We start from the raw sequence: 22,446 nt of genomic DNA, 5'->3' as shown, positions 1-22,446 counted from the left end.
AACTAGAAAAACTGCCAGCAACTAACTGGCAGCTCTTCTTTCTTTCACGTAATTATAGGAAGTGTATAGAAGAATGTCAATCTCCTATGTCCATTATTAACCAACGTAAATTGTTTGTTGTTTCGCTTCCACTTCTTCTACAAATGTACCTAACACATTCGCAAGGTCTTCCCGTGTGTTACAAGCATTAATACCATTACGTACACTCGCATTACCACGAACACCTTTTAAATACCAAGCTGCATGTTTTCTCATCTCTCTTACAGCGACACTTTCATTCTTTAAGTCGATAAGACGATCTAGATGCAACATACATACATCAATTTTCTCGCGCACTGTTGGTTCCGGCATTAATTCACCTGTCTCCAAATACTTTACCGTACGATAAATCATCCACGGATCTCCAAGAGCAGCACGACCAATCATAACACCATCTACACCAATTTCATCAAGCATACGCTTTGCATCTTGCGGCGTTGCGACATCACCATTTCCGATAACCGGGATATTTACAGATTGTTTTACTTGTTTAATAATATCCCAATCCACTTTTCCTTCATACATTTGCACTCGTGTACGTCCGTGAACCGCCACAGCTTGGCCACCAGCACGCTCAACAGCCCTAGCATTTTCTATTGCGAAAATATGTTCTTCATCCCAACCGATACGCATTTTAACTGTAACCGGCTTTTCAACAGCATCTACAACCGCTGCTACCATTTCATATATTTTATTCGGGTCTAAAAGCCACCTTGCTCCAGCATCACATTTAACGATTTTCGGCACTGGACAACCCATATTAATATCAATTATGTCTGCTGTCGTATATTTATCTACATATTTCGCAGCATCTACAAGAGTTTCTTTCTCTCCACCAAAAATTTGTAAACTTAATGGCTTTTCTCTCTCGTCGATATATAACATATCTAATGTTCTTTTATTATTAAGCAATATTGCCTTATCACTTACCATTTCAGCACAAACTAAGCCGGCACCAAATTCTTTTACTGTTAAACGGAATGCAGAGTTACACACTCCCGCCATCGGTGCTAGTACAACCGGATTTTTCATCTCGATATTTGCAATCTTTAACAATCAATCTACTCCTTCCTGTACAATCACTTTGGCATTAATTCCTCTATCGAAACATTTAATGCCTTAGCAACTTCTACTACAAAATCTTGAGAAGGCGATCTATTCCCTCTCTCAACCTCACCTAAAACAGATACAGATACCCCTAGTGCTTTAGCAAAACCTTCTTGTGTGTAACCTTTTAGCTTTCGAAAAGCACGAATGCGTCTTCCCCATTTTTCTGCTTCCATACCGTTACTCCCTCTCGCCTTTTCATTTCTTCTACTTGTGAACATGAAATGTTTTGTTTTATGTCTTGATTAATTTCTAACAACGGAACGATAACAAAAGCTCTTTCAAACATCCGCGGATGCGGAACAATAAGATTCTCTGCTTCAATATTCTCTTGATTATAAAGTAAAATGTCAAGGTCGATAGTCCTCGGCCCCCACCTAATTTCCCTTTTTCTTCCTAGGTCATTTTCTACTTTTTGTGTTACTTTCAATAATTCTTGTGGTGATAAATTGGTAGAAATTTTTATAACTAAATTTAAAAAGCAACTTTGGTCAGTATAGCCAACTGGCTCAGTTTCATATACAGATGAAATATCATCAACCTGAATATAAGGATTTTTATTTAAAAACTGAATCGCTTCGGTTAGATACGTATAACGCTCTCCAATATTTGACCCTAATGCAATGTAAGCTATATTGTTCATGGACGTTCTCTCGTAATTTCTACTGCTACAGCACGATAATGACCCGGTATCGGTGGATCCGGCTTAATTACCTTAATTGTACAGCGCGAAATACTTTCATATTGTTTTAATATATCTGCAGCAATATTTTCAGCGATACTCTCCACAAGCTTATACTTTCTATCCTCAACAACTTTTCTACATAATTCGAAAAGCTCTCCATAATTGACCGAATGCTCTAAGTCATCACTTTCCCCTGCACGCTTTAAATCCAACTCCACCGTTAAGTCAACTTTAAATCTCTGACCTAATTTATTCTCCTCTGGGAACACGCCATGATAACCATAAAACTCCATATCATGGATATAAATTTTATCCAATTACCTTACCCCCTTACCAATCATCGCATCCATCATTTTAGCCATACGCGCCATTTCTTTCACATCATGGACACGAACAAACTCACAGCCCTTTTCAATACCAAGACAAACAGTAGCTCCCGTTCCCTCAAGGCGTTCCTCTACTGGCAAATCTAATACGTGCCCAATAAAGGACTTTCTCGAAGTACCTAAGAGAACCGGATAACCTAGCACATTTAACTGTTCTAAATTACGCATCGCCTCTAAGTTCTGCTCAGGTGTTTTCGCAAAACCGATACCTGGATCTAAAATAATATTCTCATCTCGCACACCAGCATTTTTAGCAATTTTAATACTGTCATATAAATCAGCAATCATATCCGCCATTAAATTACGATAATCCATGTTATCGCGGTTATGCATTAAAATGATGGGTACATCGTAATGAGCTGCGACTTCAGCAATTTTCGGCTCCGCCTTCGCTCCCCAAATATCATTAATAATATGAGCACCAGCCTCAATTGCTTGCTTTGCAACTTCAGCTTTATATGTATCGATAGATATAGGCAATTTTACTTCTTTTGAAACTGCTTGAATCATCGGGACAACTCGCTTTGTTTCTTCTTCTACTGATACTTTAGCAAAACCCGGGCGAGTAGATTCGCCACCAATATCAATAATATGAGCCCCTTCACCTTGCATTTCTTTTGCGTGACGTACCGCAGCATCTACCTCGTTGTAACTCCCACCATCAGAAAACGAATCTGGTGTTACATTTAAAATCCCCATAATTAATGTCTTTTCATTTAAATTCAATGTATATTCGCCGCAGCGTAAATCATAATCCCACTTCAAACTACACATCTCCTCTTCGTAATTCATTTCTGCTCCATAATTTCTCTCTTTGCATTCCATAAAGGTACATTAAACTTTTTGTAACCACTCCTACTTTACCCGGGAAATCCTGCGCTTCTATACGATAAAGCGGAACAATTTCTTGAATGGAGTTTGTTACGAAGACTTCATCCGCTGAAAGTAGCTCATCTTTTGTAAAGAAACCTTCCTTTACTTCTATATTTAATTCTTCAGCACTCTTTATAATAAACGCACGAGTGATACCATTTAAAATCCCTGTCTCTAACGAAGGTGTATATAAAACATCACCTTTCACAAAAAATAGATTGGAAACAATACCCTCTGCAACATAACCTGCTTCAGTAAGAAAAATACCTTCCTTACTCACAACATTTCCAATTTCACGCTTCCCTAAAATATTATTTAAATAATGATGAGACTTCAGACGAAATGTTCCTTCCGGTGTATTTCGCACTTGTTTTAGAATAACACCTTCTTTTTCCACTACATCTCCTGGAGCTGTTAAAGGTTTTATAAAAACAATAACCGAAGGCTCTTCATACATTTCCGTTTGTAATCCTATTTCATCTATACCCGCTGATACATTAAAACGTACATATGCATGCTTCAATTCATTCTTAGCGAGTAAATCTTTCAAAATAAGCATCACATCATTTTTTGTCATTGTCCATTTAATTTGCAATGTATCCAGCGCTTCTATTAAACGGTCATAATGATCATCCAATAAGAAAGGATGACCATTATAAATACGAAACGTTTCAAAAACTCCAAGACCATATAAATAACCATGATCATAAGGAGAAATTTTCGCTTCACTTGCTTCTACATACTGACCATTTACGTAAATTAACATAACGTTGCACTTGGACTGTATTTACAAATGAAATTCTGTAACAACTCTTTCCCATGAGAAGTCATAATAGATTCCGGATGGAATTGCACACCCTCTATCGGCAATGTCTTATGACGAAGTGCCATAATTTCTCCTTCCTCTGTCCAAGATGTTACCTCTAAGCAATCGGGTAACGTCTCTTTCTTAACAATAAGGGAATGATAGCGCGTCGCAGTAAACGGATTAGGAATATCCGAAAAAATCGTCTTTCCATCATGATGCATAAGCGACGTTTTCCCATGCATTAATCGTTCTGCACGGACAACCTCTCCACCAAACACTTGTGCAATGGATTGATGCCCTAGACAAACTCCAAAAATCGGAATCTTTCCAGCAAAGTGTTTAATAACTTCCATACTAATCCCTGCTTCATTAGGACTACATGGACCTGGAGAAATCATTAGAAAATCTGGTTTCATATTCTCAATATCTGAAATGGTCACTTCATTGTTACGTTTAACAACGAGCTCTTGTCCAAGTTCTCCAAGAAACTGCACTAAATTAAATGTAAAAGAATCATAATTATCAATCATTAATATCATTTCTCTCACCTAACCGTTTCTTCGCTACGTTCTTTTGCACGCCATAAAGCAATCGCCTTTTTTAACGACTCTTTATATTCATTTTCTGGATTTGAATCAATTACAATTCCCGCCCCTGCTTGTACATGAGCTTTTCCATCTTTAGCAAGAAGCGTTCTAATTACAATATTCAATTCTGTATCTCCAGAATAACCAATCCAACCGATTGAACCTGTATAAATCCCTCTTCGAACAGGTTCTAATTCCTCAATAATTTCCATCGTACGTATTTTCGGGGCACCAGTAATTGTCCCCCCAGGGAATACAGCCTTCACTAAATCAAAAGCATCTTTATCTTCTTCCACCTCACCACGCACATTAGAAACAATATGCATAACATGTGAGTATTTCTCAATTACCATAAATTCATCCACTTCTACAGTGCCATATTTACAAACACGTCCTAAATCATTTCTTTCTAAATCCACAAGCATTACATGCTCTGCTCTTTCTTTTTCGTTCTCAATTAATTCTCTTGCTAATTCTTCATCCTCTTGCTCATCCGCGCCTCTAGATCTCGTTCCAGCAATTGGTCTTGTACTTACTTCAGTTCCTTGTTTCTTAATTAACAACTCTGGCGATCCACTAACAATTTGAAAATCCCCAAGCTCCAGGTAACCCATATATGGAGATGGATTAATTTCACGAAGACTTGTATAAATTTCTAGTGGGTGTGTCTGTAACGTTCTTTCTTGTCTCGTCGACAAGTTTACTTGGAACACATCACCCGCCCCAATATATTCTTGAATACATTCAACTGCCTTCATAAAGCCGGCTTCAGTAAAAGCAACTGCTTCACTTTTCTTTTCAGGACTTTCAAAGGGCACAGTCACTTCAGGCGCTTCTGTCATCCAAAGACTCTTCCACTCATTTAGCCGTTCTTTTGCCTCTTCATATTTATCTACATAATGCGTAATAACCCATAACACTTGTTCTTTTTGATCATAGACAAATACGTCATCAAATAATAAAAAGAAGATGTCAGGTATATTAATATCATCTTCCGCAAGAGAAGGCAGCTTTTCAATATAACGGATACAGTCATAACTGAAATAGCCAATTGCACCACCTTGAAAAGGCGGATACTCTGGGTTATAGTCCGTCTTCCATTGTTCCATATATTCTTGCATTAAATCTAACGGATTCCCTCGTTTTATTGTTTCCTTACCACTTTCACTTATATGTAACGTTTCATCCTTCCCTCGGATTACCGCTACTGGGTTCAGCCCTACAATGTTATAACGACCGCCACGGCCGCTTTCTAACAAAATATGTTGCGATTTACCCTGAGAAAGAAATTTATATTGCTTAAAGAAATCTAACTGATATGGAATAGAAAGCGCTAAAGATTTTCTTCGTTGCATATCAACACCCCGTCTTCTTTTATCCCACCCTCTTAGATTAACCAGCTCAAACTACATAAGTTATTTATATAGAGATTGATTATACTCGAAGGCTAGTGAAAATAATTTAATTATACTACCTCTTATTTTACATGAAGTTTTCTAGTCATTCACTCTTTTCCTATTTCCAATCCCAAAAGAAAAAGCACCCTTTTTCAAGGATGCTTTTTCAATCGCGTTTAATTATGATTCAAATTGATAAAGTGGTGTACTTAAATAACGTTCACCGTTACTCGGGATAATAACAAGTACCTTTTTCCCTTTACCTAACTTTTTCGCAACTTCTGTTGCTGCATAAATAACTGCGCCTGAAGAGATACCAACTAAAATACCTTCCTCTTTAGCCACTCTTCTCGCATATTCAAATGCTTGCTCTGTTTTCACTTGAATAATTTCATCATATACTTCTACATCCAACGTCTCCGGAACAAATCCCGCCCCAATTCCTTGGATTTTATGTGGACCTGGTTTCCCACCAGATAATACTGGTGAATCTGCAGGTTCTACTGCATAAATTTTAATATCTTTATACGCTTCCTTCAGTACTTCACCAGCACCAGTAATCGTTCCACCTGTACCAATACCTGCAATAAACGCATCTAATTGGTCACCCATTTGTTCAATAATTTCTGGACCTGTTGTTAAACGGTGAATTTCTGGATTCGATTGGTTTTTGAACTGTTGTGGTATAAAGTAGCCATGCTCTTTTGCTAATTCAGTCGCTTTACGAATTGCTCCACCCATTCCTTCAGGCCCTGGAGTCAATACTAATTCCGCACCGTAAGCACGTAATAAATTACGACGCTCAATACTCATTGTTTCTGGCATTACTAAGATTGCATTATATCCTTTAGCAGCCGCTACCATCGCTAAACCAATTCCTGTGTTACCACTTGTCGGCTCAATGATTGTATCGCCCTCTTTTAATAATCCATTTTTTTCAGCATCTTCAATCATAGCTAATGCGATACGATCTTTAACGCTACTCCCCGGATTCATAAATTCTAATTTTAAGTATATATCTGCGCTGTCTGATTCTACGATGCGGTTCAACTTAACGATCGGCGTTTTCCCGATTAATTCTGAAACTGATTGTGCCACTCGCATTCCTGTCACTCCTAACACCGAGTATTTTTATTGGTTTTATCTATATTTAGATTTTGTCAGAAAATTCCCTGTTTGTCAATTCATTTGGAGGATTGCTCCTCTTAATTCCCTTATTACAAATTTTCGATTAAATTTGTAATATCTTCTTTAGAGAACTTGTATCGTTCATTACAGAAATGACAGTGAACTTCTGTCTCTTCCTCTTCTTCACGAACTTGCTCTAACTCTGTTTTACCTAAACTAATTAATACACTCTCAATACGCTCGCGTGAGCATGTGCAATTAAATTGAACATCCATTGTTTCTAATACTTTTACTTTATCTTCTCCAAGAACTGCATATAGTAGCTCTTCCGGAGAAAGTCCTTGTTCAATCAACGTTGATACAGGTGGAATCTTTTGTAAACGGTCTTCAATAAATGAAATCGTTTCATCTTGCGCACCCGGCATAATTTGAAGGATGAATCCACCTGCCGCTAATATGCTATCATCTCCATTTACAAGAACACCAACACCTACAGAAGAAGGCGTTTGTTCAGAAACTGCAAAATAATACGTAAAGTCTTCTCCTAATTCTCCTGAAACGATTGGAGATTGACCAATAAACGGTTCACGCATTCCAATATCTTTAATTACAGTTACAAACCCCTCTGTACCTACCGCTTGATATACACGTAACTTCCCTTGTTCTGTTCCTTCAAAATCAACATGCGGATTCGTTACATAACCACGTACATCTCCATTTGCATGAGCATCTACTAAGATAGGACCAATCGGACCGTTACCTTCTACCTTAATCGTTAACTTTTGCTCACCTTTTAACATTGCGCCCATCATTGTACCCGCAGTTAAAGAACGCCCTAGTGCCGCTGAAGCTGTTCTCCATGTATCATGACGTCTTTGCGCCTCACTTACTGTATTTGTTGTACGTACACTATACGCACGCACTTCTCCATCAAACGCTAACGCTTTTACTAAATAATCTTTCATACGTATTTATTCACCTTTCTCATGCTGTAAATTTGCATTACGTTCATATAACATGTATAAACCTTTTAACGTTAAAAATGGATCTACAATATCAATTACATTCGATTCTTCGGAAATTAATTTTGCTAATCCACCTGTTGCAATAACTTTAGGTTCTTGTCTAGCTTCTTCTTTCATACGCTTAACAATACCTTCCACTTGTCCAACATAACCATAAAGAATACCCGATTGCATCGCACTTACTGTATTTTTCCCAACTACACTGCTTGGTTTTGTAATTTCGATACGAGGAAGTTTTGCTGCTCTGCTATATAAAGCCTCTGCTGAAATCATAATTCCTGGCGTAATAACTCCACCCATATAATGCTTTTCTTCGTTAATATAACAATATGTAGTAGCCGTACCAAAATCAACAATAATAAGCGGACTTCCATATAAGTGGATTCCTGCTACTGCATTTACAATTCGGTCTGCGCCTACTTCACGCGGATTTTCATATTTAATATTTAGCCCTGTTTTTATCCCAGGCCCTACTACAAGCGGTTTAATTTTAAAATATTTTTCACACATGCGCTCTAAAGCAAACATAATTGGTGGTACGACTGAAGACACAATAATACCTTTCACATCTTCAAACGAAAGACCTTCATGCTCAAGCAATTGCTTTACAAGCATTCCATATTCATCTTCTGTCTTATGACGATCTGTTTCCATGCGCCAATGCTGACGAAGTTCCCCCTCTTCAAACACACCTAGTACAGCATTTGTGTTCCCTACATCCAATACAAAAATCATATTCTCACCACTTATCTTATTTAATCTATATTTGTGCAGTATGTATAAAACTTATAAAAACATCATATCACACATACTTATATAATCAGCTTTCCTATCCTCATCATTTTACAAAAAGATTGCTCTCTATTTCAATTTTTAATACTAGTTTTACTTAAATTACTTTATCCACTAAGTTCTCAATAGTAATTAACAAAGGTTTTAACAAACAAAAAAGGAGTGACGATAGTCACTCCTTCGTTTCTTACTTATCTTCTTTATCTTCATCGTCTTTCTTCATGTTGATGTTTACTTTCACATCATCTGAAGATGTTGGACGTTCTGGCAATCTGCCGTAATCACATAAATGATTGATTTGCTCAGCATCTAACGTTTCTACTTCAAGTAACGTTTTTGCAATAAGATCTAGCTTATCACGATTTTCAGTAAGAATGTCTTTTGCACGAGCATAACATTCTTTCATAATCGTTTGCATTTCTACATCGATATCGTGTGCAATTGCATCACTGTAGTTTTGCTCTGAATGGAAGTCTCTTCCTAAGAACACTTGACCACCTTGCGAACTACCAAATTGCATTGGTCCAAGCTTATCACTCATACCGAATTCTGTAACCATACGTCTTGCAATGCCCGTCGCACGTTGGAAATCGTTGTGAGCACCTGTACTCACTTCACCAAATACAATCTCCTCAGCTACTCGACCACCAAGTAAACCAGTGATTTTATCAAGTAACTCTGGCTTTGTCATGAAGTAACGATCTTCTTTCGGAAGCATTACTGCATATCCACCAGCTTGACCACGAGGGACAATTGTTACTTTATGAACGACATCAGCTTCATCAAGAACAACACCAATTACAGTATGACCCGCTTCATGGAAAGCAACGATATTACGTTCTTTTTCAGAGATAACACGACTTTTCTTAGCCGGACCTGCAATAACGCGATCCGTTGCTTCATCAATGTCACTCATATCAATTTTCTTCTTATCTTGACGCGCAGCTACTAAAGCAGCTTCGTTTAATAAGTTTTCAAGATCAGCACCAGAGAATCCTGGCGTACGAGTTGCAATTGCTCTTAAGTTGATATTCTCATCAAGCGGTTTATTACGAGCATGCACCTTCAGTACAGCTTCACGGCCATTTACATCTGGACGATCTACTGTAATTTGACGGTCAAAACGACCTGGACGTAATAATGCTGGATCAAGAATATCAGGACGGTTTGTCGCAGCGATGATAATAATACCTTCGTTTGCACCGAATCCATCCATTTCAACAAGTAATTGGTTCAACGTTTGCTCACGCTCATCATGGCCACCACCAAGACCTGCGCCACGTTGACGCCCTACTGCATCAATTTCATCAATGAAAATGATACAAGGAGCATTTTTCTTTGCATTTTCAAATAAATCACGTACACGTGATGCACCGACACCCACAAACATCTCTACGAAGTCAGAACCACTGATAGAGAAGAATGGAACGCCAGCCTCACCTGCAACAGCACGTGCTAATAAAGTTTTACCTGTACCTGGAGGTCCAACTAATAGGACACCCTTTGGAATACGAGCACCAACTTCAGAGAACTTACGAGGGTCTTTCAAGAATTCAACTACCTCAACAAGTTCTTGTTTCTCTTCATCCGCACCAGCAACATCTCTGAAACGAACTTTTTTCTTTTCATCATTATATAACTTCGCCTTACTTTTCCCGAAGTTCATAACACGGCTACCGCCGCCTTGAGCTTGGTTTAATAAGAAGAAGAATAAAATGAAGATGATGACAAATGGAATGATTGAAGTAAAGAATGTTACCCAAGCACTTGTTTCTTCTGCTGGTTGATACTTAACTTCGGCACCTTTCGCTTTATCATTAATTTTCTTTTGTAATTCCTCAGTATTTGGTGCATAAGTAACAAATTGTTCTCCTTGGCTAGAGTTATTAAATTGTCCTTTTACCTCAAATACACCATTTTTCGGTTGAAGTTGCACATTACGCACTTCACCGCTTTCTAGTTTAGTAATGAATTTGTCGTAGCTAACTGATGTCGTTTTTTGTGTCGAACCATTAAAATAGCTCACGATTCCAATTACTACTAAGAATATCAGTAAATAAAAGATGGTATTACGGAAGATACGATTCATTCCTAACCTCCTCTCACGGCATAAACACTATAGTAAATCGTAACATAGAAAAACTTTCCTATACAATTGTGAAGCCTATATTTAATTAATTTGAGTAAACGCTTGGTTTTAATACGCCTACATAAGGAAGATTACGGTACTGCTCTTTATAATCTAATCCATATCCTACTACAAATTCATGTGGAACAGTAAATCCAACATAATCCGCTTTCAGATCAACCTTACGGCCTGTTGGCTTATCTAATAATGTAACAATTTTTACAGACTTCGCTTTACGATATTTGAATAAGTCTACTAAGTAGCTTAGTGTAAGACCACTATCAATAATATCTTCGACGATTAAAATATCGCGACCTTCTACAGAAGTATCAAGATCTTTTAAAATTTTCACTTCGCCTGTTGAAACTGTAGAGTGACCGTAACTAGATACAGCCATAAAATCCATTTCAAGATATGTATCTGTTCTCTTTAATAAATCTGCCATGAATGGCATTGCGCCTTTTAATACACCAATTGCAAGAGGTACTGTGTTTTTATAATCCTCTGCAACAATTGCACCTAGTTCGCGCACCTTTTCTTGTATTTGCTCTTCAGAAATTAATACTTTTTCGATATCTTGATTCATCATTTCATTATCCTCCCGGAAGACTCCTTGCTTTTGTAGTGAATAATCATATATTTATCCTTCTTTGCCATCTCTTTCGAAATTGCAAATGCAGATCGCTTCAACAAGGGTATCCAAATAATGGTCCCACTTGCATCACAAACGACCGGCCATTCTTCTCTTTTTTCTTTCGGTACTTTTGCTTCGATAAAAATAGCTTTTATCTTTTTCGTGCCATTCATACCTTGTATTGACATGCGATCTCCATTTTCCCTAGAACGAATACGAAGTGGATATGATATATCATTATACTTAGCAACAAATACTGTTTCATTCATGTTACTTGGTATATCTTCGCTCACCTCTGTTACAAATTCATCCCCGTTCAATAGCGTAATGGTCCCGGGTACTGATAAATCTTGTAAAAAAGGAGAAACAATTTCTTGTTTAAATCTAAAGCTACACTCCTCGTATGTACGAACAATTTTCAAATCACCTGGAAAATCAAGTGAACCTGAAGGTTGTGTCCGCTTAAAAAACTCAATCACCTTGTCAATATGTATGGAAGAAAGAGAAGATGGAATCTTATATTCATAAAGATAGTTTAATATTAGTTGAATCCCTCTTCTTTGTAAAGGCATAGACATGGATTCAAAGGCAGGAATTGATAAGCTAATTTGTTTATCACTTTTTTTTGTAATTACTTTATTCATTTTCTCAAAAGCTAATTCCTGCAAATAAGCCTCATCCTCTTGCATCTGCACGCTAAACTTTTGGAATTTCTCATGCACTTGTGGATTTTCTTCTTTCAAATGAGGAAGGACATATTTACGTAATCGATTCCTTGTATATACTTCCTTTTTATTACTCGGATCTATACGTGGCATTAAATTTAGCTTATTACAGTAATCAACAATTTCTTCCTTCGTTACCCCAAGTAACGGCCTAATTAAATACCCATTATGAAAAGGACGCTTCACTGCAATTCCTGCATATCCTTTCGGAGTACTCCCTCTTACAAGACGCATTAAAATTGTCTCGACTTGATCATCTCCATGATGTCCAAGAGCAACATATCTTGCATCATATTTCTTCATTATTCTTTCCAAAAATGCATATCTGCATTCTCTAGCAGCAACCTGTGCATTCATTCCGTATTGCTGTTGATATTGTGATACATTAATCCTTATCGTTTCACAAATAATTCCCAGTTCTTCACAAAGGCCCTGCACAAACCGTAAATCCTCATGAGATTCATCACCTCTAAACATATGATCCACATGAGCTACTACAATTTTTAACTGTTTTTCCGCTCTTTTTTCTAATAAATAATATAAAAGCGCTAACGAGTCAGGACCACCAGAAACTCCCACAACAATTGTTGAATCATTCTTTAATACATCATGCTGCTTTACAAAGTCATCTACTTTTTCAACAAATGTATCTTTCAACTTCGTAATCACCTTTCATTAAACAAGAACAGCAACGTTAGTTGCCTTGTCTACAATGGTACAACTTTTACAAACATTGTGCAAAAAAAAGATATACAAAAATTACATTTTTATCTTACATCCTCCGTGTATATTCACAAAATTAATAACATTACCTTTTTCCACAAAAAAACCTAGGTATTCACCTAGGTTTTTAAAATCAAATTATAGATAAACATTCCACTTACATTTTACTGCGCCTGCATTCCTACAATCGGAATCGTAGCCCACTTCGGCATATTTTTCTTCACTTTTGCCACTACAATAGTCATATCATCATTTATATAACCATCACAAGAGCGAATCACTTCTTCCATAATGATATCAGCTATTTCTTGCGGGTCTTCGGTTTGCAATTCTTTAATTTTTCGTTTCATCCACAATTCATGATTCTCCACATGCTGTGCTCCTTCAAAAATCCCATCGCTCATCATAATAAGAATATCGCCCGTTTTTAATTGTTCACCCACCACATCAACTTCAACATCTTCAATGATTCCCATCGGCAAATTACTTGCTTCAATTTTCAAAATATTATTTGCGCGTTTAACAAAACTCGGCGTCGATCCAATCTTTAAAAACCTTGCACTCGCATCCCGCAAATCTACCATAGCTAAATCTAACGTCGTAAACATCTCTTCTGTCGTTCTCAAAGAAAGAATTGAATTGATAGACTTAATTGCTATTTCTTCATCAATGCCCGATTGGAGTATTTTTTGTAATAATTTCACCGTTTCCTTACTTTCCATATGAGCCCTTTGCCCATTCCCCATACCATCACTAATTGCAAGTGCATATTTACCAACACTTAAATCCATCATCGCATAAGAGTCACCCGAAACAAATCCACCGCCTTTTGCAGCTGTAGCCAATCCTGTATCAAGAGAATACGTCTTCGCCGAACCAAATGATATTAAACTATGGCCATTTGGATAAGAAGACTTTTCTTCATGTTTAACGACAATATTTTCTTTAAGGATATCCGAAAGCATCGGTGCAACTAACTTTTCACATTCACCATGTTCATTAGATGCAACTGGAATTAACATTTCAATATCAATACTTCCTCTATCTAAACAATAAATATCAACATGCTCTACTTCGACACCAAAATCACGGAATGCTTGCATAATCTGTTCTTCCTGCACTTGATGATTTTCACGCTCTCGTTGTATCTCCTTAGCAAAATCCTCCATAACCTTTGATACACCTAATAGTTGCTCCGCTACTATTCTACGATTTTCCTTCATTTGTTTTCGTAATTTTTGTCCCTCATAGAAGTGATCTAATTCACCCGCTACTAAATCCGTCACTTTTTTCCCTCTCACACAATGCTTGTCCCACTCACGAACTAATTTACGATTATGTTGCAGGGTTCCTTCTTCCGTTTCATTCATTATTTGTTTCATATAATCGTACGTTTTATCAAAATTCACTACCCAGCATTGATCCTTTTTAAAGCATGTTTGACATGTTTTCGCAGTAATTGTACTCAAAAACAAATCTGCTTCTGTCTCTTTATCTTCTTCCTCTACATACCCATATACAGAAAAGCTATTAGATAAAGCAGCAAATACATTTGCAAATTGGTTGATTTTATTTGCCGTAACATCACGCATCCTTCTTAAATATTGTTGTTGATCTTGCGAATGCTCTTGTGTACCTGGCATAAATTTAGCAATACGATCCAAAACAAGCTTCGGTGTTAATAAGAAGATAACAATCGCTACACCTGACTCAATTAAAGTTGTTACAATATTTGTCTGTTTGTCCACATATAATGTAATTAAGCTTGTCCCAATTAATAAACCTAAACTAACACCTAAACGCTTCCCTTCTTTTAACAATCCACCAAGCAATCCAGAGAAAGCAAGAAGGCTAAGCTGAGACAAGCTAGACACATTTGCTAAACTTAATATTAGTCCTGTTACAACCCCTACTGTGGATCCTGTGGCAGCACCTGCAATAAATGCAAATACTAGCACTAAATACCTTGTAAAAATATGTTGAATAGAAGCATCATATACAAACCAATCTGTTGTACCCGTTAAAACAGATGCTAGTAATATAATCAAACAAACAATTTCTTCCGTCTCTAATGCCTGTTGTTTTCCTTTCCTTTCCACTAAAAGCGGGACGCTTTGTAAAAATATCATAGTTAATACGAAACTAAGCCCAGCCTCAATGGTACTAACGAGTAAATCGTACATGGTGACAGTTTGTTGCGCAAAATATACAACAACTAAGTGTGCGGTTAATGCGGAGATAAATACTTGAAATGGAACAAGTCCAACAGTTTTACGTGTAAATCGACTAAAGAAGATATTATAAATGAAGAAGGTAAAGATAGATGCAAAGGTAAAAAACAAATTATCTATCGATACCGAAAGAGCTCCTCCCATTAGAGCTAAAAATGCTAGCGGCATCTTATCCCGCTTCATAACATAAACAGCAGCAAAAAATGGCAGTGCAAACGGTAAAATATTTGTTAATATATATGCTCGTCCCAAAAGAAAACCAATAACAACAATAATAAATCCCCATCTAAAGAAAACTTGCTCAAATTTCATTCGCAACTTACTCGTCCACTTTATTCCTCCAAGCTGACTCTCATTCATTGCCAATGCACTTGTATTCATAGTATTCCTTCCTGCTTTAGGCATATTTTTAACACCACCTGCATAGTTTAATTACTGTCATTATAAAAGATGATTGTTGGTTTTTTTGTCAAAACAACAGTTTTCACTTTTATAATCGTTCGACTTTTTATTCGAAATAACTCTACAGATATACACGGTATGTAAGTTATTTTTGAGATTTTAATTAAATATTCAGAAAATATAGGGTGATTTTGTAGAAGTGTTGTATATCTTAATTTATTTAACAAAAAAAGATCATGCAAATTTGCATGATCTTTTTAGATGACCCGTACGGGATTCGAACCCGTGTTACCGCCGTGAAAGGGCGGTGTCTTAACCACTTGACCAACGGGCCGTTAAATTAAATATAGCGGCGGAGGGGATCGAACCCCCGACCTCACGGGTATGAACCGTACGCTCTAGCCAGCTGAGCTACACCGCCATGTCGTCTTATTTAACGGACAATTAGTATCTTACATCAGATACTAATTAAAGTCAACACATCTCAAAAACTTTTTTAAAAATATTTTTAACATATAAAAAAGCACCCTGAGCCATCACTCTGGGTACCTCTCTATATGTTAAAAACTAAACGTCCTTATTATCCGCGACGCGCGCCACGGCCACCACGTTTAGACTCTGTGTTACGCTTTAAAGAAGTTAAACGATCTTCGCTATCTTTTAAGAAGCGTGCCATCTTTTGCTCAAATGTTTCTTTCGGAGCTCGGTCGTTACCGCCACCGCGATTATCTCTGTTGAAAGAGCGATTATTACGTTGTGGACGTCCAGAACGTTGTTGATCACCACCGCGTTGGTACTCACCGCGTGGACGATCTCCTTCTGTTTTTTCACGTTCTTTCGCTTTTTTGATAGATAAACCAATCTTTCCATCTTTTTCAACATTAATAACTTTTACTTCTACTTGGTCGCCCACTTTTAAGTGATCGTTAATATCTTTTACATAGTTATCAGCAACTTCACTAATATGAACAAGACCCGTTAAGCCCTCTGGCAGCTCCACAAAAGCCCCAAAATTTGTAATACCTGTTACTTTACCCTGTAACTTGCTGCCTACCTCGATTGACATAAAAAAAATGCTCCTCCTTAGTGGTTAAAAAGTCAAATTTTACTTTATTATATATAATCCTAAAATATAGTGTCAATAAGACATACTCTACTTAGAAACAGGAAAAATTATCTCCCCTTTACCAGAGAAGAAATAATCCCTTCTAGCAATCTTTAATACGTACTCTTCATCATTTAACTTTTGAACTTCGTCTTTTAGACTTTTTTCTTTATTCGTTAATGAATCCAGTTCTTTTTTCATGTCCTTAACTTTTGCTTCTTTTGCTTTAATGGAACTGTTTTGTTGATAAAACGTTACACTAATACTCGCAATAATTGTAAAAGTAAAGACAAGAAAAACCGCTAAACGGCGATAAAGTCGCTTCCTGTTCTCATCCGTTTGTATTATATGCTCTTTAACAGGATTTGGACTCTGTTTTTCGATTGTTCTTTGTCTCAGTTCCCTCATTTCCGAGGTCCCCCTAACTTCTTTTTTATATGCTCCCATAGTTGGAAGATATGTCCCTTCAATTTTGCTATATATTGCAGGAACCCTATATGTTTCACTATAAAAAGTTTAACACGATTAGGGAGAAGTTTCCATATGAGCGAAGCAATAAATCGAACAGGCCAGAAAAAAACTTTCCATATGAAAAGTAATATCCAAATCACCATTTTCCATAACACATGTCCAATTGAAAGCAGTATACGAAATAAGAATAATATAAATGCAATAAATAGCTGCGCTATAATAATAACAGGTTTTATCATGAGTAGCTGTATAATTCGAACAAAAAAATATGTTGTTTGCATAAAAATATAGATGAGAAAATTTAACAGCTTCATGTATAGTGCCTTCAGTAAGCTTTGATATGCCGCAAAACCACATAATAATGCCAAAAACACATATATACGTAGCTCAGCTTCATTTACGAGAAGCAATACATAAAAGACGGATAATGCTTGGACAATCCAAAATAATATATCATGTATAAATACAAGCCAACGTTTACGTTCTTGGCGCTTTAAAAAACGTTGATATGTATCTAAAGACGCTCCAATCCAAGCACCCATTCCAATCATTGAAAGCATTGTATACAACTGAATTGTTAAGCTCATTTAAACAACTTACTAAAGAAACCTTTAGTTTTTTCCCCTTGATTTTCATCAATATACAGCATCTCATTAACTTTCCCTTTAATCGACACAATACCTTTTTCCACATCTAAATTTTTCATTTGTAAATTTTGACCACGAATTGTTAAAAAACCCATTACGGTCTCTAGTAAAAACTCTTCGCTATCAAAACTCTCTACCTGCTTCACACCGGTAATATCAATTATACGCCTGCCACGCATAATAATGTCATGCTCTACAGAAACATTTTGTTGATTAGAAGACGTAGGTGAGTAACCATTATTCACGTAAATCCCCCCATAGGTTTTTACTAGCTAATAGTAATGTATGAGGGGATAAATGATTTTAGAACAAGCCTTCTTCCGCTTTTACTTTTTCTTCACGAACTAAGCTATACATATTTGCTGCATCTTCTTTTTTAGTTGTTTCTTTTAATTCATTTATTTTCACAGTCACTATTTTTTGACCAAAACGAATTGTTAATTCGTCAGCTACTTTCACATCAGAACTTGCTTTTGCCACTTGACCATTAATAGATATTCTTCCTTGATCAGCTACTTCTTTCGCTAATGTTCTTCTTTTAATTAAACGTGATACTTTTAAAAACTTATCTAGACGCATATCAAATCCCCCTATTAACGCTCTGTCTGTTTCGCTTCTTCCCATAAAACATCTAACTGTTCTAATGATAAATCTTTCATCTCTTTATTCATTTCAGCTACTTTTGCCTCCATGTATAAAAAACGACCAGTAAATTTCTCATTAGTTGAACGTAACGCCTCTTCTGGATCTATTTTGTAATGACGAGCTATATTAACAAATGCAAATAGTAAATCACCAAACTCACCCAGCATCTTTTTCTCATCCATATTTGTAACCTCTTGTTGGAACTCTTGCCATTCTTCCAAAGCTTTCTCTATCATCGGTTGCACATCAACCCAATCAAATCCAACCTTACCAGCTTTCTTCTGAATTTCATAGGCGCGTAGTAACTGCGGCAAACTTTTGGGAACGCCATTTAAAACAGATTCTTTCACGAATCCTTTTTCTTGTTTTTTAATTTCTTCCCAATTTGCAATCACTTCATCAGCGCTGTTTACATCCGTATTTCCAAACACATGCGGATGGCGACGAACCATTTTCTCAGATAGAGTTCGAATGATATCATCTATAGAGAACCATCCTTCATCTTCTCCGATTTGAGCATGAAGCATAACTTGTAATAATATATCACCTAATTCTTCTACTAAGTGATCATCATCCTCTTCATCGATTGCTTCCAACACTTCATAAGCTTCCTCAATTAAATATTTCTTTAATGATTGATGTGTTTGCTTTTTATCCCACGGACAACCATTTGGACCACGAAGTTCCGCAATAATTTCTCTAAGAACATCAAACTGTTGATACAAGGACGCACGCTCCTGAACTGGCGGCACGTACACACTCGTTAAATTATTCAATTCCGTTTCATGATCTAACATGTACAACGGTACCTTCTTTACTTGTTCAAATGAAGTTCCTGCAGCTGTTACGATATACACTTCATAATCATCTGGTAACATCTCCATTAATGTTAATTTCACATCAGATGCAACGAATGCATCATATACTTGGCAAAAGATTAAATGTTGACGCAGTTCTAATTGCCCTCTTTCAAATGATGTAGCATCAAGTAATTGGAATCCTTCAATCGGATCAATCTTTAGACTTGCAAACATAGGATCAAGGAAACTTTGTCCACCCTCAATTCGCACTTCAACATTTGAAACTTCTCCTTTTTCCAACAGTAGCTGAACTGTTCTTTCTGCTACAAGTGGATGCCCGGGAACAGCATAGATAATTTCTGTACCTTCAGCTTGTTCTAGCAATTTATTCGCAATTGTTTCATATACAATTTCAAACGTATCATGTGCTTCATATACAGCATCAAAAGACGTATATTGTACGCCTTCTTTCTCCAATTCTTCTATAACTGGATGTTCTTTCGTTCTAACAAACAGATGGTCTGCTTCTTTTATTTTTCGATATACACCCATCGTTAGCTGATCTAATTCACCAGCTCCTAAACCTAAAATAGTAATGATTCCACTCACAACCAGTCACCTCTATCCACTCTTCTTCAATGAACCTTCTTTTTTCTCTTGTTTCATAACGGTTCCTAATTCTTTTTTTGTAAATACACGTAATTTCAAAATAAAAAACATATATGTCAATCCGCCAATGGCTACACCTAACAACGCTTCAAGTGTCGCGCTTCCTCTATGTTCCGTATCAATTACTAATCCAGACATCTGTAACACACGTGTGAATATCATTAATACAAATCCCATACAGATACCACTAATTACTATCCCTAACATATTTCGCTTATTGATAAGTGACCCTGATACAGCTCTCGTAAGCAACAAAGTATTTAGTCCAGAGATTATAATTAACGCACATAAAGTCGCAAAGGCTGCACCTTTCACACCAAAATAAGGCATGAATATATAATTTAACGCTAACTTTAAGCAACCTCCAAATACAACAAATAATGCTGGCTTAAACGTTTGCCCCAATCCTTGTAAAATAGAAGCTGTCGTAATTGACAATGAACTAAATAAAATAGATAACGATAAAATAGATAAAACATCTGATCCATCACTGTTTTCAAACAACATAATATTCGTAGGTTGAATAATACAAGTTAGTCCAATAGCTGCTGCAAGTCCAATAACACATGTTATTTTCACTGCTAACTTTACCTTTTCTTGAATAAAGGAAAGATCTCCTCTTTCCTTCGCCGCTGTAATAATCGGAATAAGTGACAACGAGAAAGAAGTCGTCACAACAGTACCTAATTGCATTAGCGGAATACTTCTATCATAAACACCCTTTAATACCTTTGCATTTTCAGCCTGTTCTCCCGCACCAATAAGTAAGCTGTAAAAGGACACTGAATCAGCCATCTGTATAAAAATAAGCACTAAATTACTAACACAAATCGCTAACCCCTGCCAAAAAAGGATTTTAACTATCTTCCTTTTACCCTTAATTCTCGCTGCACTTTTGAAGAATATAGAACGAAAATCTTGACGCATATACAATATAAGTACAATAATCCCAATAAGACCACCCGCAATTGAGCCTAACATAGCCCCTGCACCAACTGTATATAAATCAAATCCGTGAGCAATTAGGAATAGCGATAAAAATACAATAATAGAAACTCGAATTGTTTGTTCTATTACTTGCGAAACAGCCGTTGGCATCATATTATTAAATCCTTGAAAATACCCTCTTGCTACAGACAAAAATGGCATCAATAAGAATGAAAATGAAATAACACGTAGTAACTTATCTAAGTGTATATCGCCCATAGCTACCGCAATTGTTTCGGCCCCAAAAAACAATGTAAAGAAGCCTATAAAACCAATTCCTAATAAGAACCAAAAAGATACACAAATAATTTCTTCTGCTTCTTTTTGTTTTCCCCGCTCTAATCGTTCTGCAACCATTTTCGAAATGATAACAGGAAATCCATAAGTAGCTAAAATTAAACAAAATCCATAAAACGGGTAAATTTGTTGGTAAATATAAAATCCAATATCCCCCGCTATATTTTGATATGGAATACGGTAAAAAGCGCTTAATACTTTTGTAACGAAACTTGCAATCGTTAATATAATAGCCCCACGCCAAAAGGCTTGATACTTCTTCGCTTCCATACAAGAAAACTCCTTTTTCTATTCTCACCTCTCGTATTATATCATAAAGAAAAGAACAAACTCCCTTCCCAACACGGGTAATAATGAGTTCCTACACGTTAAAAATATTCAACGAAAAAAGGTAGCAAAGTGCTACCTTCATTCAATATACATATATCTCCAAATAATTGATTTCTCAAAAAGAAAGATCATAATTAGGAAAGATTGCTACTTCTAAAATCAATATACCCTTACTGTTCCATTTGTTTCGCTAAGAAACTGGCAGCAGTATTAACCGCTTTATGCTCAATCTCGCTTATAATAGCTTCTTTTGAAAAAATAATGACGGCTCCAATCGGATCTCCGTTTGCAACAATTGGTCCAACTGTATAAGAATGAACCTTTTCTGTTACACCATCAATAATGGAGATATCACTTTCATCCGTCATAATAACAGACTTTCGTTCTTCCATCGTTTTTTCAATTAAATCGCCAACACTTTTATTTAAGTATTCTTTTTTCGATACGCCTGATACTGCGATGATAGAATCTCGATCACACACAAGCACATTATGTCCTAAGCTGTCATATAAAGCATCAGCATATTCTTTTGCAAAATCACCTAGCTCACTAATTGGAGAATACTTCTTTAAAATTACCTCTCCATCGCGATCAACAAATATTTCTAGTGGGTCTCCTTCTCGAATACGTAAAGTTCTACGAATTTCCTTCGGGATTACGACCCTGCCTAAATCATCAATTCGACGTACGATTCCAGTTGCTTTCATTCTAATGCTGCCTCACTTTCTACTGATGATCAAAGTGGTGAATTTACCTGTTCATGTAAAAATCACCAACTGTTAGATATAGTATTTTACACATTAGTTCTTCTATGCACGTCGAATT

Annotated in this window: 23 protein-coding genes and 2 tRNA genes; all 25 read right to left on the bottom strand. The window is 36.6% G+C overall.

Annotated elements, in window-relative coordinates:
• Nucleotides 1-96 precede the first annotated feature (96 nt).
• The 25 genes from dusB to spoVT all read right to left on the bottom strand — a co-directional run bounded on the left by dusB (nt 97) and on the right by spoVT (nt 22,328).
• Nucleotides 97-1,095, bottom strand: a complete 999-nt coding sequence (dusB, locus tag NST27_RS00425; protein WP_000912255.1) for a tRNA dihydrouridine synthase DusB — start codon at nt 1,093-1,095, stop codon at nt 97-99.
• A 23-nt stretch (nt 1,096-1,118) separates the two neighbouring features.
• Complete coding sequence (locus NST27_RS00420; RefSeq protein WP_000387024.1) at nt 1,119-1,322, bottom strand: helix-turn-helix domain-containing protein; 204 nt, start codon at nt 1,320-1,322, stop codon at nt 1,119-1,121.
• A complete protein-coding gene (folK, locus tag NST27_RS00415) occupies nt 1,274-1,789 on the bottom strand; it encodes a 2-amino-4-hydroxy-6-hydroxymethyldihydropteridine diphosphokinase (RefSeq protein WP_001059447.1) in 516 nt (171 codons plus the stop codon). Before folK ends, NST27_RS00420 begins: the two co-directional genes overlap by 49 nt.
• Nucleotides 1,786-2,148, bottom strand: coding sequence for a dihydroneopterin aldolase (folB, locus tag NST27_RS00410; RefSeq protein ID WP_000358062.1), 363 nt, complete (start codon nt 2,146-2,148; stop codon nt 1,786-1,788). The genes folK and folB overlap by 4 nt, the downstream gene beginning before the upstream one ends.
• Nucleotides 2,149-3,009, bottom strand: a complete 861-nt coding sequence (folP, locus tag NST27_RS00405; RefSeq protein ID WP_033689757.1) for a dihydropteroate synthase — start codon at nt 3,007-3,009, stop codon at nt 2,149-2,151.
• Nucleotides 2,984-3,856: an aminodeoxychorismate lyase gene (pabC, locus tag NST27_RS00400; protein WP_000909873.1), complete on the bottom strand. Its 873-nt coding sequence runs from the start codon at nt 3,854-3,856 to the stop codon at nt 2,984-2,986. Before pabC ends, folP begins: the two co-directional genes overlap by 26 nt.
• Nucleotides 3,850-4,437 carry an aminodeoxychorismate/anthranilate synthase component II gene (pabA, locus tag NST27_RS00395; RefSeq protein ID WP_000602308.1) on the bottom strand — a complete coding sequence of 196 codons (588 nt, stop codon included), beginning with the start codon at nt 4,435-4,437 and terminating at the stop codon, nt 3,850-3,852. The genes pabC and pabA overlap by 7 nt, the downstream gene beginning before the upstream one ends.
• Before the next feature lie 5 nt (nt 4,438-4,442).
• Nucleotides 4,443-5,840, bottom strand: a complete 1,398-nt coding sequence (pabB, locus tag NST27_RS00390; protein ID WP_001189719.1) for an aminodeoxychorismate synthase component I — start codon at nt 5,838-5,840, stop codon at nt 4,443-4,445.
• Nucleotides 5,841-6,062: 222 nt separating this feature from the next.
• Nucleotides 6,063-6,986 carry a cysteine synthase A gene (gene cysK, locus NST27_RS00385; protein WP_001261719.1) on the bottom strand — a complete coding sequence of 308 codons (924 nt, stop codon included), beginning with the start codon at nt 6,984-6,986 and terminating at the stop codon, nt 6,063-6,065.
• Between the two features lie 113 nt (nt 6,987-7,099).
• Nucleotides 7,100-7,975 (bottom strand): redox-regulated molecular chaperone HslO, encoded by an 876-nt coding sequence (gene hslO, locus NST27_RS00380; protein ID WP_000656372.1) that lies wholly within the window; start codon nt 7,973-7,975, stop codon nt 7,100-7,102.
• A gap of 6 nt (nt 7,976-7,981) precedes the next feature.
• On the bottom strand, nt 7,982-8,770 hold the full coding sequence (locus NST27_RS00375; protein ID WP_000578368.1) for a type III pantothenate kinase: 789 nt from the start codon (nt 8,768-8,770) through the stop codon (nt 7,982-7,984).
• Nucleotides 8,771-9,014: 244 nt separating this feature from the next.
• The gene (ftsH, locus tag NST27_RS00370) at nt 9,015-10,916 is read right to left on the bottom strand and encodes an ATP-dependent zinc metalloprotease FtsH (protein WP_001079672.1); all 1,902 of its coding nucleotides are present in this window, start codon (nt 10,914-10,916) and stop codon (nt 9,015-9,017) included.
• Nucleotides 10,917-11,001: 85 nt separating this feature from the next.
• Entirely contained in the window at nt 11,002-11,544 is a 543-nt protein-coding gene (gene hpt, locus NST27_RS00365) for a hypoxanthine phosphoribosyltransferase (protein WP_000981844.1), read from the bottom strand.
• A complete protein-coding gene (tilS, locus tag NST27_RS00360; RefSeq protein WP_000655466.1) occupies nt 11,541-12,971 on the bottom strand; it encodes a tRNA lysidine(34) synthetase TilS in 1,431 nt (476 codons plus the stop codon). The genes hpt and tilS overlap by 4 nt, the downstream gene beginning before the upstream one ends.
• Nucleotides 12,972-13,201: 230 nt before the next feature.
• Nucleotides 13,202-15,673 carry a stage II sporulation protein E gene (spoIIE, locus tag NST27_RS00355; protein ID WP_001123552.1) on the bottom strand — a complete coding sequence of 824 codons (2,472 nt, stop codon included), beginning with the start codon at nt 15,671-15,673 and terminating at the stop codon, nt 13,202-13,204.
• A 259-nt stretch (nt 15,674-15,932) separates the two neighbouring features.
• Nucleotides 15,933-16,004 (bottom strand) — tRNA-Glu (locus NST27_RS00350).
• Nucleotides 16,005-16,017: 13 nt separating this feature from the next.
• Nucleotides 16,018-16,091: transfer RNA gene (locus NST27_RS00345), tRNA-Met, on the bottom strand.
• Nucleotides 16,092-16,250: 159 nt separating this feature from the next.
• Complete coding sequence (locus tag NST27_RS00340) at nt 16,251-16,736, bottom strand: S1 domain-containing RNA-binding protein (RefSeq protein ID WP_000021451.1); 486 nt, start codon at nt 16,734-16,736, stop codon at nt 16,251-16,253.
• Nucleotides 16,737-16,823: 87 nt separating this feature from the next.
• Nucleotides 16,824-17,183 carry a cell division protein DivIC gene (divIC, locus tag NST27_RS00335; protein ID WP_001208739.1) on the bottom strand — a complete coding sequence of 120 codons (360 nt, stop codon included), beginning with the start codon at nt 17,181-17,183 and terminating at the stop codon, nt 16,824-16,826.
• Nucleotides 17,180-17,833 carry a spore cortex biosynthesis protein YabQ gene (gene yabQ, locus NST27_RS00330; RefSeq protein ID WP_000059777.1) on the bottom strand — a complete coding sequence of 218 codons (654 nt, stop codon included), beginning with the start codon at nt 17,831-17,833 and terminating at the stop codon, nt 17,180-17,182. The genes divIC and yabQ overlap by 4 nt, the downstream gene beginning before the upstream one ends.
• Complete coding sequence (yabP, locus tag NST27_RS00325) at nt 17,830-18,138, bottom strand: sporulation protein YabP (protein WP_001059104.1); 309 nt, start codon at nt 18,136-18,138, stop codon at nt 17,830-17,832. The genes yabQ and yabP overlap by 4 nt, the downstream gene beginning before the upstream one ends.
• 58 nt (nt 18,139-18,196) lie before the next feature.
• Nucleotides 18,197-18,472 carry an RNA-binding S4 domain-containing protein gene (locus NST27_RS00320; protein WP_001234876.1) on the bottom strand — a complete coding sequence of 92 codons (276 nt, stop codon included), beginning with the start codon at nt 18,470-18,472 and terminating at the stop codon, nt 18,197-18,199.
• Between the two features lie 14 nt (nt 18,473-18,486).
• Nucleotides 18,487-19,947, bottom strand: a complete 1,461-nt coding sequence (mazG, locus tag NST27_RS00315) for a nucleoside triphosphate pyrophosphohydrolase (RefSeq protein WP_000014241.1) — start codon at nt 19,945-19,947, stop codon at nt 18,487-18,489.
• A gap of 12 nt (nt 19,948-19,959) precedes the next feature.
• On the bottom strand, nt 19,960-21,561 hold the full coding sequence (locus tag NST27_RS00310) for a putative polysaccharide biosynthesis protein (RefSeq protein ID WP_000387588.1): 1,602 nt from the start codon (nt 21,559-21,561) through the stop codon (nt 19,960-19,962).
• Nucleotides 21,562-21,791: 230 nt separating this feature from the next.
• Nucleotides 21,792-22,328, bottom strand: a complete 537-nt coding sequence (gene spoVT / locus NST27_RS00305; protein WP_000648302.1) for a stage V sporulation protein T — start codon at nt 22,326-22,328, stop codon at nt 21,792-21,794.
• Between the last annotated feature and the right edge of the window lie 118 nt (nt 22,329-22,446).

It is taken from the genome of Bacillus sp. FSL W8-0770, from assembly GCF_038008705.1.
Taxonomy (GTDB): Bacteria; Bacillota; Bacilli; order Bacillales; family Bacillaceae_G; genus Bacillus_A; species Bacillus_A cereus.
Note: the sequence above shows the minus strand (reverse complement) of the source record. Positions and strands in the feature narration are given on the sequence as shown.